Source organism: Citrobacter cronae, assembly GCF_016893685.1.
GTDB classification, from domain to species: Bacteria; Pseudomonadota; Gammaproteobacteria; order Enterobacterales; family Enterobacteriaceae; genus Citrobacter; species Citrobacter werkmanii.
Genome location: NZ_CP069763.1, coordinates 3,414,144 through 3,428,580, shown reverse-complemented (window position 1 = coordinate 3,428,580; position 14,437 = coordinate 3,414,144). Strand labels below are relative to the sequence as shown.

Genomic DNA, 14,437 nt, shown 5'->3' with positions numbered 1-14,437 from the left:
TTAATGAAATAACTCTTTGACGGGAAAAATTAAAATAAAATAATTAATTTGCTGCGGCTTTTTTAATTGCTGCAACAGCAGCCTTAAGCACGCCTAAACCATCGACTTTGCCATACAGCAGCGAGTCAATCACTTCCACAGGCTTGTTGGGTAACAAACGCTGAATTTCGGGCAACATATAAGCAATTTGCGGACCTAATAACACAACATCGGCCGCTGGGCCTTTTTCTCCGGCCAGCGTTTCAGGAAACGCTTCAATAATAACCGGCACTTCGTATTTTTCGGCCTGAGCACGCATCTTCGATACCAACAATGAAGTCGACATGCCCGCAGAACAAAACAGATAAATGTGTTTCTTTTCCATTAAAACGATCCTCATGTGCGATTATCTGTCAACCAGACACTCCGCAAGCCATAACCTGCATCCATGCTCTGGGTAACCTGCGTCAGCTAAATTACTTTTTTAGGTGGCTGAAACGAGTATACGGGATTGTACCGGTGGATGGTATTTCCTTGACCAACTAAATTGTCTCTCCTTGACCTGTCGTTATGACCCCCCTCACATTTTATGCAAATAATTCGCGGCAATAAATAAGATCGTGCGGCACAAAAAAACCGGCGCGATGGCCGGTTGTTCAGAGTGCTCAGGCAATAAACAGTTGTTACTACTTCGCTGCCTGCGGGTCGGTGTCGTACTCTGCGCAGGTCTGGTAGCCAGAGTTAATCACATGACCGGTATCGTCTAAAGCAACGAAATAGGTTTCAGCTTTACCATCTCGTTGACCCAGGATGTAGGTCTGACAGGTCCCGCGCGCATGGATCATGCTCACTTCTGAAGAAGGCTTACCGGCAATCTGCGCGACCTGCGCCCTGCTCATCCCTTTCTTCACATCTTTCACTACGGGCTGAACAAATTGGTCTTTGGTACGATCATAGGCCGTACACCCCGCCAGCATAGTCAAAACAGCCGCTGCACCCAGAATTCCTGTTAGATTCTTGTTCATTTTTTCGTCCTCTTTTTTTTCAGCGTGTTATGTAAGCCTGGAGCACAACAACGCATTTTTCAAGCAATCAGATGATACTTAGGCCGTTTCGGAAAATTCTATTAAAACAAAATGATGTTATATCAGGCCTGCATCCCTTGTCGTTTGGGCCTCAACGCGTTAGCTTTAACATATCATTTTATTTTTCACAGGGGGTTGCATGACTCTGCAGCAAGAGATAATCAAAGCGCTTGGCGCAAAACCGCACATTAATGCAGAAGAGGAAATTCGTCGCAGCGTAGATTTCCTGAAATCATACCTGCAAACCTACCCCTTTCTGAAATCACTGGTGTTGGGCATTAGCGGCGGACAAGACTCTACCCTCGCCGGAAAACTCTGCCAAATGGCCGTTTCCGAGCTCCGCCAGGAAACGGGGAATGACGCGCTACAATTTATTGCGGTGCGTTTACCGTATGGCGTTCAGGCTGACGAGCAGGACTGCCAGGATGCCATCGCCTTTATACAACCGGACCGCGTACTCACCGTCAATATTAAAGGCGCAGTGCTGGCCAGCGAGCAGGCTTTGCGTGAGGCGGGAATTGAGCTGAGTGATTTTGTGCGCGGCAACGAAAAAGCCCGTGAACGTATGAAGGCGCAATACAGTATCGCGGGCATGACCAGCGGCGTTGTCGTGGGTACCGATCATGCAGCAGAAGCGATCACCGGTTTCTTCACTAAATATGGCGATGGCGGTACTGACATCAACCCAATATTCCGTCTGAACAAGCGCCAGGGTAAACAGCTGCTTGCTGCGCTGGGTTGCCCGGAGCATTTATATAAGAAAGCTCCCACCGCCGACCTTGAAGACGATCGCCCTTCTCTGCCAGATGAAGCCGCATTGGGCGTGAGCTATGACAACATCGACGATTATCTGGAAGGAAAAACGCTGGATGCTGAAATAGCTAAAAAAATCGAAGGTTGGTATCTGAAGACTGAGCACAAACGTCGCCCACCCATCACCGTGTTTGATGATTTCTGGAAAAAAGCATAATTTTTTCTGCCTAAGGCCGGGTAGCACCCCTATTGCTGCTCTCCGGCCTTAGCAGCCTGATCATGCCGCTTTTTTAATCGCCCCTCAGCTGTTATACTGGATGGATAACCAGCAGCGGAGTGAAAAGTGGTACGGCGTCAATCAGCCCCTCGCCTGACATTAGAGGCAGCAGCAATTTATGAATACCCCGAGCATCTGCGCCCATTTTTGAGTGCGCTTCCCGCGGTGCCCGGCGTCTATCTGTTTCATAGCGAAAGCGACACCCTGCCGCTTTATATAGGCAAAAGCGTCAATATTCGCAGCCGCGTGTTGTCACACCTGCGTACCACGGACGAAGCGGCAATGCTGCGCCAGTCCAAACGCATTAGCTGGATTTGTACGGCTGGAGAAATTGGCGCCCTACTGTTAGAAGCGCGGCTTATCAAAGAGCAGCAGCCTCTGTTTAATAAACGGTTGCGACGCAATCGTCAGCTTTGCGCCCTGCAGCTTACCGACCAGACTGTTCAGGTTGTTTACGCACGAGATATTGATTTCTCCCATGCCCCCAATCTGTTTGGTTTGTTTGCCAATCGCCGTGCCGCGCTACAAACATTGCAAAGCATCGCCGATGAACAGCAACTGTGCTACGGCCTGTTGGGGCTGGAACCCCTGAGTCGCGGGCGCGCCTGCTTTCGCTCAGCGCTAAAGCGCTGCGCCGGAGCGTGCTGTGGGAAAGAGAGCCCGCAGGCGCATCATTCGCGCCTGCTTGAGGCGCTGGAAAGAGTGCGCGTCATCTGCTGGCCGTGGAACAATGCCATTGCGCTGCAAGAAACCCGCGCTGAAATGACTCAGTACCATATCATCAATAACTGGTTTTGGCTGGGCGCCGTTGCAACGCTGGATGAGGCGACAAGCCTGGCGAGAATGCCGGCTGGCTTTGACCATGATGGCTACAAAATTCTCTGTAGGCCTGTTTTGTCTGGCAAATACGACATTATTGAACTGAATCCGGAGAGTATCCCGGCATCCAGTTAATCTCGCTGAACAGCAGTTTTCCCTCGCGCTCCAACAGGCGCAGGGTGTGTTTACCGTCGTGCCAGCTCGCGCCCTGATCGGCCGTCAGCAGCTTCTCACCCAATTGCCAGGCGCCACTGATAACAAACACGACGCCGCCACGAGAACCAAAGGTCGTAAAAGTGCGCTCGGCAACTCTGACTTTCGCCTGGCAAACATCTCGTCGGGTCATGATATTAAAATCCATCGACATCTGCCCTTCCGTCAGCTTTGCTTTTACTACCTTGTCACCAGCAAAAGTAAAAGGTTGATGCTGCTTCAGGGTGTGAGTGAAGATGTTCGCCTCTTCCAGGGTCACTTCACCTCCTTCCAGCAAGGTAATAACGCGTTCTACGCCCGGGAAAAGAGAAAACTCTCCGTTTGCTGCAAGAGAGGCGATACTCGCCCGCCAGTGAAAATCGCGTGTTGCTGGCGGAAAACAGCAAATCTCTCGCGTTTCTCCCGCCCCATTGCGCCACAGACTGACCGGCATTTTGCGGATATCGAAATATTCCATCACCCCTCCAGAAAGGCGTAGCACGGCAACCTGCCGTGAACAGCCAGCCATAAATCATCATTGTGATATTTACCCTGCAGAGTATCGTTATCGGCAACAGGGTTGATTTGCCTTAGTGCTGAATAGGGTATTTTGCAAAAAAATTAACGCTCCTCCTGGCGGGAAAGAAAAAACCGCCGATCCTGCCCACATCGTTAAACGTGTTGTGGACAAGAGCGGCGGTCTTGAGTTTGTTGCACACTGTGCGGCGCTGAACGCCGACACAGCATGACTGATTTAGTGTAGACGACTGGCGATTACTCGGCAGCTTCTGGCATTTTACCTTTCTGCGCCGGACGTTCTGTCAGACGCTTCTCAAAATTGGCATTAAACTGCTTTTTCTGTTCCGGCGTCAGAATGTTGTAAATCTTGTTCTGCGTTTCCATGTGCGCCAGCATGTTGGCTTTACGCTGTTCTTCCATCTTCGCAATTTGCGCTTCGGCTTTCGCTTTATCGAAGCTATCGCTGGCGATGATATCGTGCATGGCGCGGCGTTCTTCCAGCGGCGGACGCTTCATCTGATCGCGCTGGCCTTTCATAATTTCGCGAATCTGCTGTTTCTGCGCGTCGGTCAGGTTCAGGTCTTTGAACATCATGTCGTGATGCGGGGCGAACTTCCCGTTGTGATGCATCATTGGTTTGGCATCCGCTGGCGCAGTTGTTGTGGTGTCAGCAGCATGGGCCAGGTTTGCAGCGCCCAGCGCCAGGGTAGAGGCAACAAACAGAGCAGTCAGTTTACGCATAATTTCTATCCTTTCTTTCAGTTATTTTTACGACATTCATGCGATTCTTATGCAATGTGATGTCGTGTTGACGAGATTAACTTTACCGGCTTAAGCGTCAATTAATCAGAGCAACGGTAAAACAATGAAAGTGTAAAAAACAAACATTCATCAATTATGGAGAAAAAAAGAATAAATTGCGCAGAGTTGAAATGAAAAATTACAACAAGATGATTTTGAAAGGATTATGAAGAACTATACCTGAACTGTGATTATTAAGAAAGCAACTTACCAGGAATAATCTGTAATAAATCTAAAGCGCACGTAAAAATAAGCCCTCAGAAATCAATCTGAGGGCGGTTATATTTATCAAAATCTTTCGAGCATCAATCCGGCACGTAAACCACAGGCCACATTTGGGTTCGGAAAAAGAACGTATTCAACGTCATGGGTGACGATAAAACGTTCATTTCCGTCCTGCGCCAGTAACGTTCCCTCGGTAAAGGGGGTAAAATTGAGCGTCTGGTTATCCATGTGGAGAATAAAATCGTCGCTACGCCGCGTAATCTGCGAGACCACACGGTAGCGCAACGGAGATGTTTCTACCGTAGACACTCGCTCGCCCCGCAGCAGCTGCGCCATCGCATCTGCTGTGCGTGCAAACTGGGTCAGATCGTTTTGCCCGAACGGCAGCGCTTTACCCAGTTCCAGCGTACAGGCCAGCGCGCCAAAATGTTCAGCGCTAAAATGGGTGAACGTACCGCCTGGGGTCTGATGGAAAACCAACGCCTCCAGCCCCGCATCCCCCAGCCAACCCAGAAAGTTTTCGTCCCAGGCAACATTGCGTTGTGGCAACACGCCAAAGCGCAAATGCTGTGAGCCGCGAATGGCGGTGTGAAGATCCAGATGCCAGCGCACAGGCTCTTTCGCGCGCGAGTAAAAATCTGCCAGACACAGTTCAAGCTCATGGGCTCTGTGCATTTCTTCACTCTCGGCAAAACTCTGCCACCGGCCACCAAACATCCGGTTCAGATCGCTATGACAATAACGTTTTCCCGCGGCCAGCGCCTGGGGGTTACCGAGAATGACCAGCAGCCGCCATGTTAGCGCCAGCTCACCGTTAAACAGCCTGGTCAGCAATGAATCAAGTATTTCTACCGGCGCGGTTTCATTGCCATGAATTCCCGCAGAAAGCACCAGCGACTGTTCAACCGGCGCAGTTGGTGTCAGTTCCAGTACCCCGTGACCAAGCCATTGCCAGACAAAACCGTGAATTGTGCCCTGCGTTTTCGCAGGTGCGCTACCTGCGAGCGTCAGGGCCAGAAAATTATCCATGGCTCGTTCTCTCCTGCTGGAAGGGATAAACAGAGCCGAGATTGAGCAATTGCGTCAGCGTATCCAACGCTTCACGCCCTTCGCGCAACAACTGCGGATCCGCGAGGTCCGTTGCGACAAGGCGATCGCGATAGTAGCGGTCAACCCAGTTATTCAGCGTATTGAACAGCGTGTCGTTCATGATAACCGCCGGATTCACGGCCTGCAGCTCCTGTGGGGTAAGCACCACTCGCAGGCGTAAACAGGCCGGGCCGCCGCCGTTGGACATGCTTTCGCGCAAATCGAAGACCCGCAGGTCATCGATCGGATTGTCATCTGCAAGCAAGCGGCTCAGATATCGCCACACGCCCGCATGCTCCCGACACTCCTGCGGTAAAACCAGCATCATCGAACCGTCGTCACGACTCAGTAATTGGCTGTTAAACAAATAGGTTGTTACCGCATCCTGCACCGACACCTCCGCGGCCGGGACTTCCAGCGCGGTAAAACCGTCCACCTGACGGCGTAGTTGCTCTAACAACGTTTGCTGTCTGACAAACGCCTGCTGATGACAAAACAGCACCTGACGATTCGACACCGCAATCACATCGTTATGAAACACGCCAAGATCGATAACGTCCGGGTTTTGCTGAGCAAAAACAAGCTGATGTGGATTGACCTGATTCAGCCGGGCTACGGCCACGCTGGCTTCACGAGATTGTCTCGCCGGATAGCGCCTCGGCTGTGACGCATTCCCCTCTTCACGACCGTAAATAAACAGTTGTAAGCCGGGATCGCCATAATCCCCACCAAGGCGGTTATGGTTTGCCGCCCCTTCATCACCGAACAACGCAACCTGAGGCAATGCGCCATGAATCGCAAAGGTATTTTCATCACGAAAAATCGAGCGTAACAGCGCTTCGGTCGTCGGCGCTTCCAGCGAACGGTGGAACTTATTATTCAGATTCGCCACCGTTAAATGCACTTTCCCGTCCAGTGAATCTGCCGAAGGACAGACCGTTGCCGCATTCGCCACCCACATAGGAGATGCGGAGCTGGCGCTGGAGAGCCAGTGCGGCGCCTGACGCGCCACCTTGTCCAGAATCTGCTCATCACTGCCGCAAAAGCCCAACTGACGCAGCGCCGGGATATAGGGACGTTCATGAGGCGGGATCACCGCCTGAGGGAATCCCGCATCCGCCAGCGCTTTCATTTTTAACAAACCCTGCTTTGCCGCCAGACGAGGGTTCGACACCTGAAAACGGTGGCTGGTCGAAGCCTCATTACCAAATGACAGTCCCGCATAGTGGTGGGTGAGTCCCACCAGACCATCGAAATTGACCTCACGCGCTTTCATCGTTTATCCCCGCAAGAGAAATCCAGACCGGGGCTGAGCGCCGACGGCAGGGTTAAGGCCGGAGATTCCAGGCTCGCCATCGGCCAGGCGCAATAATCTGCGGCATACCACGCGCTGGCGCGATGGTTACCGGACGCGCCCACACCACCAAACGGTGCGGTGCTTGCCGCGCCGGTTAACGGTTTATTCCAGTTAACAATCCCGGCCCGCGCCTCCAGCAGGAGCTGATCAAACTGGCTGCGATCGGGTGAAACCAGCCCGCATGACAACCCAAAGCGGGTGTTGTTCGCCATACGAATCGCGTCATCAAAGCTGTCATAGCGCCAGACGCCGAGCAGAGGACCAAAAACCTCTTCATCGGGTACGTTTGCCACGTCGGTCAGTTCAATAATACCGGGGGTCAGCAGCGACGTTCCGGCTTTCACCATGCGTGGCGCCAGCAGCGTGCGCCCCCCCAACGACGCCAGACGTTGCCAGGCATCACAAACGTGCTGTGCGGCCTGTTCAGAAATCAGCCCACCTAAAAACGGCTGCGGTTCCGCATCCCAGTGAGCTGGCATTAGTCGTTGGCTGACTTCCACCAGACGCGCGAGGAACGCATCCCCCTGCGCGCCGTTTTTAACCAACAGGCGACGGGCGCAGGTACAACGCTGCCCGGCGGTAACAAATGCGGATTGAATGGTCAGATGTACTGCCGCATCAATATCTTCCGGGTTCTCAATGATCAGCGGGTTGTTGCCGCCCATCTCCAGCGCAAGGATTTTTTCCGGCTGGCCGGATAACTGTCGATGCAGCTGATAACCGGTATTGGCACTGCCGGTAAACAGCAGACCATCCAGATCATCCAACGCGCTCAGCGCCTGCCCCGTTTCGCGTCCGCCCTGCACCAGATTCAGCACGCCCGGCGGCAATCCCGCCTGTTCCCACAGCTTTGTCACGGCTTCACCGGTCCACGGCGTCAGCTCGCTGGGCTTGAAAATCAACGTGTTGCCCGCCAGCAGAGCCGGAACAATATGGCCATTGGGCAAATGGCCAGGGAAGTTATACGGGCCAAATACCGCCAGCACGCCGTGCGGCCGATGGCGCAACGTCGCCGCGCCATCCGGTAGTTCGCTGTGCTGCTCTCCGGTACGGGCATGGTAAGCTTTCACGGAAATAGCAATTTTATTGATCATCGCCGTCAGTTCAGTGGCGGCTTCCCAGCGCGGCTTGCCGGTTTCCCGGGCGATAATCTGCGTTAGCTCGGCTTTATTGCTTTCCAGCAATGAAGCAAATTTTTCGACAATAGCCTGACGCGCGCTAAAGGGGTGTTTAGCCCAACCGGCAAAGGCGGTGCGCGCAGCACGGCAAGCCTGCATCACCTGAGTCGCGTCGGCATCATTACCTTGCCACAGCACATCACCGCTTACCGGATTCGTTTTCACCCGACGCTCGCCAAGCCCCGTCACCCAGTCGCCGTTTATCCATAATGTCATGCTGTTTTCTCCTCTGCACAAAGACGCACAAAACGTACATGGTCGCCCGCGTGGCATTTCAGGGCGTCCAGTTGCGCCGCCGTCAGTACCAGACGTTGGGTATCCGGGTCAGCGCGAACCAACATGACGCGGAAGTTTTGATAGTTTTCATTAGCGACCAGACAGGCCGGGTAATCGCCGATCGCTGGCTGACCTTCCGCCACTTCTACCAGTCTGCTTTTACGGATAGCGCGAACGCGGTCGATATCGCATTCCAGCGTCGGCCCGCCATCGAAAATGTCGACATAGTTACGGTAGCGAAATCCTTCTTTCTCCAGCACCGCCCGCGCCGGAGCGGTTTGCGGATGTACCTGACCAATTACGCTTTGCGCTTCCTCAGACAGGAAATGGGTATAAATAGGATGCTTGGGCATCAGTTCAGCAATAAAGGCTTTTTGTCCGGTGCCGCAGAGAAAATCCGCCCGGCTGAATTCCATGGAGAAAAAGCGTTTGCCGAGGCTTTCCCAGAAGGGAGAGTAACCGTGCTCATCAATTACGCCGCGCATCTCGGCCACGACCTTTTCATTAAACCGGTCACGAAATGCCGCCATAAACATAAAGCGCGATTTAGACAACAAATAGCCGTTGCCCTCTTTACGCCAGTCGGGATCGAGAAACAGAGAGCAAAGCTCGCTGCTGCCCGTGTGATCGTTACTCAGAAACAGCGTCGGCAGCGCGTTATATACGTTCAGCTCTTTCGAGGCGTGCACCAGCGTGCCAACCCGATAGTTGTACCAGGGATCGTTAAGCCCCACCGCCACCTCGATGGCGCAAATCCCTGCCACGGTTCCGCTGGCGCTGTCTTCAAGCACAAAAACATAGCCTTGCTCACTTTTCGGCAACTCACCGCGCCAGGTTTGTAGCGAGCGTTCGATACGCGCCATCAGCGTGGCTTCATTGGCCGGTAGCGAAGTCAACCCACCGCCGGTCTTACCGGCCAGTTGCATCAGCGCGGTGATATCAGCACGTTCAATAGGACGAATCACCATCATGATGAACCTCCTGCTTTAATGCGTTCGCAGGCCAGCGCAAAGCGATCCAGTCCGCTAGCAACCTCTTCTTCGCTGACGTTTAACGCTGGCGCAAAGCGCACCACGTTAGCGCCAGCGATCAGCACCATCACTCCGGCATTGGCCGCCTCTTGCGAGATGAGTTTCGCTTTCCCGGCAAATTCTGCGCTCAGTACGCAGCCGATCAGCAGGCCGAGCCCACGAATTTCACTAAACAGTCCAAAACGTTCGTTAATAGCGTTAATACGCTCCACAAACCAGTCGTGACGCTGCTTAACACCGTTGAGCATATCCGGGGTGTTAACAATCTCCAGCAGTTTGCCCGCCACCGCCGTGGCCAGCGGGTTTCCGCCGTATGTTGTACCGTGCGTACCAACCGTCATCACGCTGGCACAGTCTGCTGTCGCCAATAACGCGCCGATGGGGAAACCGCCGCCCAACGCTTTGGCTGTCGTCAGCAGGTCTGGCGTAACGCCATAGTGCATATAGGCATACAGTTCGCCGGTACGACCCACACCGGTCTGGACTTCGTCAAAAATCAGCAGCGCATTGTGGCGATCGCATAATTCACGCAGCCCCTGTAAGAAATCATTTGTTGCCGGTACGACGCCGCCTTCCCCCTGCACCGGTTCAACGATGACCGCACAGGTGGTGTCATCAATCAGTTGGCGGGCGGAGTCGAGATCGTTATAGACGGCATGGCGGATATCCGGCGGCAGCGGCGCGAAATCTTGTGAATAAGCGGGCTGCCCTCCGGCGCTGACGGTGAACAGTGTGCGGCCATGGAAAGCATTTTTAAACGCCACGATGCCGCTCTTCTGGCTGCCAAAACGATCGTGAGCATATTTACGCGCCAGCTTTAATGCCGCTTCGTTAGCCTCCGCGCCGGAGTTACAGAAGAAAACACGCTCGGCGAAGGTGGCATCAATCAGCTTTTTCGCCAGACGCAGCACCGGCTCGTTGGTGTAGCCATTTCCCGTGTGCCAGAATTTGCTCGCCTGGTCGTTTAATGCCTCGCGCAATGCCGGATGGGAGTGCCCCAGCGCGTTAACCGCAATGCCTCCCGCGAAATCGATATACTCTTTACCCTGCTGATCCCACAGACGTGAACCTTCACCACGCACCGGAATAAAAGGAGCCGGGGCATATACGGGCATCATCCATTCATCAAAATTTTCACGCGTAATTGACAGAGACATAGCGACCTCAACGGTAAATAAAAGGTTATTTATATGTTAATAAATATAGTGTTTGCGGTGTAAATGTAGATTGCAGGGTTCGTGCCAGCCAGCAAAAAAAGTGCATAAACAAAGGTCGGTGACGGAATATCAATAGGTTACAACGTGGCGATATTCACTTAATGTGCATATAAAGTGAATATGTTTGCGCATCAGGCGACTAAATAGAGGAAAAACCGCAGTTTTATTCAGTTGCCAAATATAATTCTGGAATTGTGATCGTATACGAAATTTATCGGAAATTATTGCTCTGTTCTGACGCGCTTCGCGCCAAAACGGTGCAGTTTTTGCTCCATCGTTAACACCATTGGCAATCATTGTTGGAATCAGGTGACAAGAAGCAGTCAGCCAGCGGAAATTCTGCTACCATCCTTGCACTATTCATCTTGCAAAACGGCAGCGACTATGAAATTTGTCTCTTTTAATATCAACGGCCTGCGTGCCCGTCCTCATCAACTGGCAGCCATTGTCGAAAAACACCAACCGGATGTGATTGGCTTACAGGAGACAAAAGTCCACGATGACATGTTCCCTCTCGAAGAGGTTGCAAAGCTGGGTTACAACGTCTTTTATCACGGTCAGAAAGGTCATTACGGCGTGGCGCTGTTAACGAAAGAAACGCCAATCGCAGTGCGTCGTGGCTTCCCGGGCGATGGCGAAGAAGCGCAGCGTCGTATCATCATGGCGGAAATTCCCTCTCCTCTCGGCAGCATTACCGTGATCAACGGCTATTTCCCGCAGGGCGAAAGCCGTGACCACGAAACCAAATTTCCGGCCAAGGCCGCGTTTTACCAGAATCTACAAAACTATCTGGAGACTGAACTGAAACGCGACAATCCGGTCTTGATCATGGGCGATATGAACATCAGCCCAACCGATCTCGATATCGGCATTGGCGAAGAAAACCGTAAACGCTGGCTGCGTACCGGTAAATGTTCCTTCCTGCCGGAAGAGCGTGAGTGGATGGAGCGCCTGCTGGGCTGGGGCCTGGTGGACACCTATCGTCATGCTTATCCTGAAAAAAATGACCAGTTCTCGTGGTTTGATTACCGCTCCAAAGGCTTTGATGATAACCGTGGCCTGCGTATCGATCTGCTGTTAGCGAGCAACCCACTGGCGGAGCGCTGCGAAGAAACCGGCATCGACTATGAGATCCGCAGCATGGAAAAACCGTCCGATCATGCGCCGGTATGGGCTAAATTCCGCGTCTGACCTCCTGCGATTTGTCACTCTCCGGGCCTCGCCTGGAGAGTCTGTTTATTCTGTGTAAAATCAATAAATCGACGGTAATACATTGTTGTGTCCGGGAATTTATTATATCTTCGCGCGCACTTTTCGCTGACGAAAACGCTGCGTTACACTCGGTTTTACAGGAGAACCCCCATGAAAAAGAAGTTCGCATAACGCAGAATATCGACTGCTGATCGTCGCGGTCCTGTTCTGCATTCTGGCGGGAGTTTTCCATTATTTCGGTCTGACCGACCTGATAACCAATTTCCATCATTTACAAGCCGTCATCCGCCAAAGCGGCATGTTCGGCTATACGCTTTATATATTGCTGTTCATCATCGCGGCGCTGTGTCTGATCCCCGGCAGTATTCTGGTGATCGTCGGCGGTGTGCTGTTTGGCCCTGTGGCAGGGACGCTTGTCTCGTTAGTGGCGGCAACCGTCGCCTCTGCGCTGTCGTTTTTGCTGGCTCGCTGGCTTGGTCGGGAACTAGTGCTTAAATACGTTGGGCACACGGCGACTTTTCAGGCAATCGAGAAAGGCATTGCCCATAGCGGATTGGACTTTCTGATCCTGACCCGACTCGTACCATTGTTCCCCTATAATATTCAAAATTACGCCTATGGACTGACGGCGATTCCGTTCTGGTCATTTACGGTGATATCTGCGGTAACCACCTTGCCCGGCATCTTTATCTATACGCTGATGTCGCACGAACTGGCCAGCGAAGGCATGACTCTGGCATTTATCGGCAAACTCAGCGTTGCGGGCCTGGCGTTATTCATTCTTATTCAGGCGGCAAAAGCCTGGGCCAGATATAAACATATCGATCCGTCGTCCAGCCCCGAGTGTGCAGGTAAATGACAAAGCTGAACAAAGCGCGATTAACCCACTATTACCGGGCAGGATTGATAGCTGTGCTGCTGCTCGCGCTGATGGCATGGGCGTGGATACCTGGCGTCAGTGATTTTCTCCGGGGCAGCCTGGCGGCGTTTACTACGCTGGATCAACACGCGCTCGAGAACTTCATTCGTTCGTACGGAACTCTGGCGGCGGTTGTATCGTTCTTCCTGATGATCTTACAGGCCATCGTCGCGCCGCTTCCCGCCTTTGTGATTACGTTTGCCAATGCCTCGCTGTTTGGCGCGTTTTGGGGCGGTGTACTGTCCTGGAGCAGCGCGATGGTCGGCGCAGCGCTGTGTTTTTTTATTGCCCGCGTTTTGGGTCGCAGTGCGGTGGAAAAGCTGACCGGGAAAACGGCGCTGAACAACATGGACGCTTTTTTCGAACGTTATGGCAAGCACACTATTCTCATCTGTCGCCTGTTGCCTTTTGTGCCCTTCGACCCGGTAAGCTATGCCGCGGGCCTGACCTCGATTCGTTTTCGCCACTTTCTCCTCGCCACCGGCCTCGGTCAGTTACCCGCCACGATTGTCTATTCGTGGGCCGGTAGCCTGTTAACCGGCGGTACATTTTGGTTTGTTACCGGCCTGTTCATCCTGTTTGCCCTGAGCGTGGTGATTTCAGGAGCAAGAAGCCTTTACCTTGAGCGTCAACGGAAGAAAACCTGAGACATACGCCATTTTTAGCAATGGAGATATTATGCGTTACTGCTTATTGTGCCTGAGTTTGCTGCTCTGCCCGCTGGCGGCTTTTTCCCAGGACGCCAGCGGGCAGCAAATCAAAAATGACGCCCGCGGTCAGACGGTATGGTTCAACGCCTGGGGTGGCGATAACGCCGTTAATCAGTATCTCGACTGGGTTAGCGGCGAGATGAAAACGCACTATGCCATTAACCTGAAAATTGTGCGGCTGGCGGATGCCGCCGACGCTGTGAAACGCATCCAGACCGAGGCGGCGTCCGGGCGAACAACCGGCGGATCTGTCGACTTATTGTGGGTAAACGGTGAAAACTTCCGCACATTAAAAGAAGCGGGTCTGCTGCAAACCCAGTGGGCGCAGGCGTTACCTAACTGGCGCTATGTTGATACCCGGAAACCGGTCAGTGAAGACTTTGCCATCCCCACGGAAGGGGCAGAATCGCCATGGGGCGGCGCACAGCTAACCTTCATTGCCCGGCGCGATCTCACCGCCCAGCCGCCGCAATCCCCGCAGGCGTTGCTTGAATTTGCGCAGGCACACCCTGGCACAGTTACCTACCCGCGCCCGCCAGACTTTACCGGCACGGCTTTTCTCGAGCAGTTATTGATTATGCTCACCACGGAACCGCAAGCATTGAAAGTTGCGCCCGATGCCGCCACATTCGCCAACGTTACCGCTCCGTTATGGCATTATCTTGACGCTCTACACCCTTCACTATGGCGTGAAGGCAAAGATTTTCCTCCCACGCCTGCGCGGATGGATGCGTTGCTGAATACCGGTACGTTGCGCTTATCATTGACCTTTAACCCAGCCCACGCGCAGCAAAAAAG

15 protein-coding genes are annotated in these 14,437 nt (G+C 53.0%); 6 read left to right on the top strand and 9 right to left on the bottom strand.

The window, feature by feature from the left end; translation table 11 throughout:
• Positions 1-43: 43 nt before the first annotated feature.
• Both chbB and osmE read right to left on the bottom strand, forming a co-directional pair.
• On the bottom strand, positions 44-364 hold the full coding sequence (gene chbB, locus JSN25_RS14675; protein ID WP_003030620.1) for a PTS N,N'-diacetylchitobiose transporter subunit IIB: 321 nt from the start codon (positions 362-364) through the stop codon (positions 44-46).
• 301 nt (positions 365-665) lie between these two features.
• Positions 666-1,004, bottom strand: a complete 339-nt coding sequence (gene osmE / locus JSN25_RS14670; protein ID WP_006684842.1) for an osmotically-inducible lipoprotein OsmE — start codon at positions 1,002-1,004, stop codon at positions 666-668.
• Positions 1,005-1,203: 199 nt separating this feature from the next.
• Between osmE and nadE the strand changes: the two genes are divergently transcribed.
• Together nadE and cho are read left to right on the top strand one after the other, a co-directional pair.
• Positions 1,204-2,034: an ammonia-dependent NAD(+) synthetase gene (gene nadE / locus JSN25_RS14665; RefSeq protein ID WP_038640152.1), complete on the top strand. Its 831-nt coding sequence runs from the start codon at positions 1,204-1,206 to the stop codon at positions 2,032-2,034.
• A 126-nt stretch (positions 2,035-2,160) separates the two neighbouring features.
• Positions 2,161-3,048: an excinuclease Cho gene (gene cho / locus JSN25_RS14660; RefSeq protein WP_110498222.1), complete on the top strand. Its 888-nt coding sequence runs from the start codon at positions 2,161-2,163 to the stop codon at positions 3,046-3,048.
• On the opposite strand, the gene ves is transcribed toward cho, so the two are convergent.
• The 7 genes from ves to astC all read right to left on the bottom strand — a co-directional run bounded on the left by ves (position 3,008) and on the right by astC (position 10,738).
• Entirely contained in the window at positions 3,008-3,583 is a 576-nt protein-coding gene (gene ves, locus JSN25_RS14655; protein WP_204525062.1) for an environmental stress-induced protein Ves, read from the bottom strand. The two genes, cho and ves, sit on opposite strands and share 41 nt — an antisense overlap.
• Positions 3,584-3,879: 296 nt before the next feature.
• Positions 3,880-4,365 carry an ATP-independent periplasmic protein-refolding chaperone Spy gene (gene spy / locus JSN25_RS14650; protein WP_085049500.1) on the bottom strand — a complete coding sequence of 162 codons (486 nt, stop codon included), beginning with the start codon at positions 4,363-4,365 and terminating at the stop codon, positions 3,880-3,882.
• 348 nt (positions 4,366-4,713) lie between these two features.
• On the bottom strand, positions 4,714-5,679 hold the full coding sequence (gene astE, locus JSN25_RS14645) for a succinylglutamate desuccinylase (RefSeq protein WP_204525061.1): 966 nt from the start codon (positions 5,677-5,679) through the stop codon (positions 4,714-4,716).
• Entirely contained in the window at positions 5,672-7,015 is a 1,344-nt protein-coding gene (gene astB, locus JSN25_RS14640; protein ID WP_204525060.1) for an N-succinylarginine dihydrolase, read from the bottom strand. Before astB ends, astE begins: the two co-directional genes overlap by 8 nt.
• Positions 7,012-8,490: a succinylglutamate-semialdehyde dehydrogenase gene (gene astD / locus JSN25_RS14635; RefSeq protein WP_137347192.1), complete on the bottom strand. Its 1,479-nt coding sequence runs from the start codon at positions 8,488-8,490 to the stop codon at positions 7,012-7,014. Before astD ends, astB begins: the two co-directional genes overlap by 4 nt.
• Positions 8,487-9,521: an arginine N-succinyltransferase gene (gene astA / locus JSN25_RS14630; RefSeq protein ID WP_038640139.1), complete on the bottom strand. Its 1,035-nt coding sequence runs from the start codon at positions 9,519-9,521 to the stop codon at positions 8,487-8,489. Before astA ends, astD begins: the two co-directional genes overlap by 4 nt.
• On the bottom strand, positions 9,518-10,738 hold the full coding sequence (astC, locus tag JSN25_RS14625; RefSeq protein WP_204525059.1) for a succinylornithine/acetylornithine transaminase: 1,221 nt from the start codon (positions 10,736-10,738) through the stop codon (positions 9,518-9,520). Before astC ends, astA begins: the two co-directional genes overlap by 4 nt.
• Before the next feature lie 444 nt (positions 10,739-11,182).
• Between astC and xthA the strand changes: the two genes are divergently transcribed.
• From xthA to JSN25_RS14605, 4 genes are all read left to right on the top strand, one after another.
• Positions 11,183-11,989 carry an exodeoxyribonuclease III gene (gene xthA / locus JSN25_RS14620; protein WP_043016615.1) on the top strand — a complete coding sequence of 269 codons (807 nt, stop codon included), beginning with the start codon at positions 11,183-11,185 and terminating at the stop codon, positions 11,987-11,989.
• A 223-nt stretch (positions 11,990-12,212) separates the two neighbouring features.
• Positions 12,213-12,869 carry a TVP38/TMEM64 family protein gene (locus JSN25_RS14615; protein WP_204525730.1) on the top strand — a complete coding sequence of 219 codons (657 nt, stop codon included), beginning with the start codon at positions 12,213-12,215 and terminating at the stop codon, positions 12,867-12,869.
• The gene (locus tag JSN25_RS14610) at positions 12,866-13,576 is read left to right on the top strand and encodes a TVP38/TMEM64 family protein (protein WP_204525058.1); all 711 of its coding nucleotides are present in this window, start codon (positions 12,866-12,868) and stop codon (positions 13,574-13,576) included. Before JSN25_RS14615 ends, JSN25_RS14610 begins: the two co-directional genes overlap by 4 nt.
• A 31-nt stretch (positions 13,577-13,607) precedes the next feature.
• On the top strand, positions 13,608-14,437 hold an 830-nt coding region (locus JSN25_RS14605), incomplete at its 3' end, for an ABC transporter substrate-binding protein (RefSeq protein WP_204525057.1).

Excerpts from the sequence above, each read along its gene's own strand:
- chbB (WP_003030620.1), bottom strand. The coding sequence starts at position 364 with ATGGAAAAGAAACACATTTATCTGTTTTGTTCTGCGGGCATGTCGACT.
- osmE (WP_006684842.1), bottom strand. The coding sequence starts at position 1,004 with ATGAACAAGAATCTAACAGGAATTCTGGGTGCAGCGGCTGTTTTGACT.
- nadE (WP_038640152.1), top strand. The coding sequence starts at position 1,204 with ATGACTCTGCAGCAAGAGATAATCAAAGCGCTTGGCGCAAAACCGCAC.
- ves (WP_204525062.1), bottom strand. The coding sequence starts at position 3,583 with ATGGAATATTTCGATATCCGCAAAATGCCGGTCAGTCTGTGGCGCAAT.
- spy (WP_085049500.1), bottom strand. The coding sequence starts at position 4,365 with ATGCGTAAACTGACTGCTCTGTTTGTTGCCTCTACCCTGGCGCTGGGC.
- astE (WP_204525061.1), bottom strand. The coding sequence starts at position 5,679 with ATGGATAATTTTCTGGCCCTGACGCTCGCAGGTAGCGCACCTGCGAAA.
- astB (WP_204525060.1), bottom strand. The coding sequence starts at position 7,015 with ATGAAAGCGCGTGAGGTCAATTTCGATGGTCTGGTGGGACTCACCCAC.
- astD (WP_137347192.1), bottom strand. The coding sequence starts at position 8,490 with ATGACATTATGGATAAACGGCGACTGGGTGACGGGGCTTGGCGAGCGT.
- astA (WP_038640139.1), bottom strand. The coding sequence starts at position 9,521 with ATGATGGTGATTCGTCCTATTGAACGTGCTGATATCACCGCGCTGATG.
- astC (WP_204525059.1), bottom strand. The coding sequence starts at position 10,738 with ATGTCTCTGTCAATTACGCGTGAAAATTTTGATGAATGGATGATGCCC.
- xthA (WP_043016615.1), top strand. The coding sequence starts at position 11,183 with ATGAAATTTGTCTCTTTTAATATCAACGGCCTGCGTGCCCGTCCTCAT.
- JSN25_RS14610 (WP_204525058.1), top strand. The coding sequence starts at position 12,866 with ATGACAAAGCTGAACAAAGCGCGATTAACCCACTATTACCGGGCAGGA.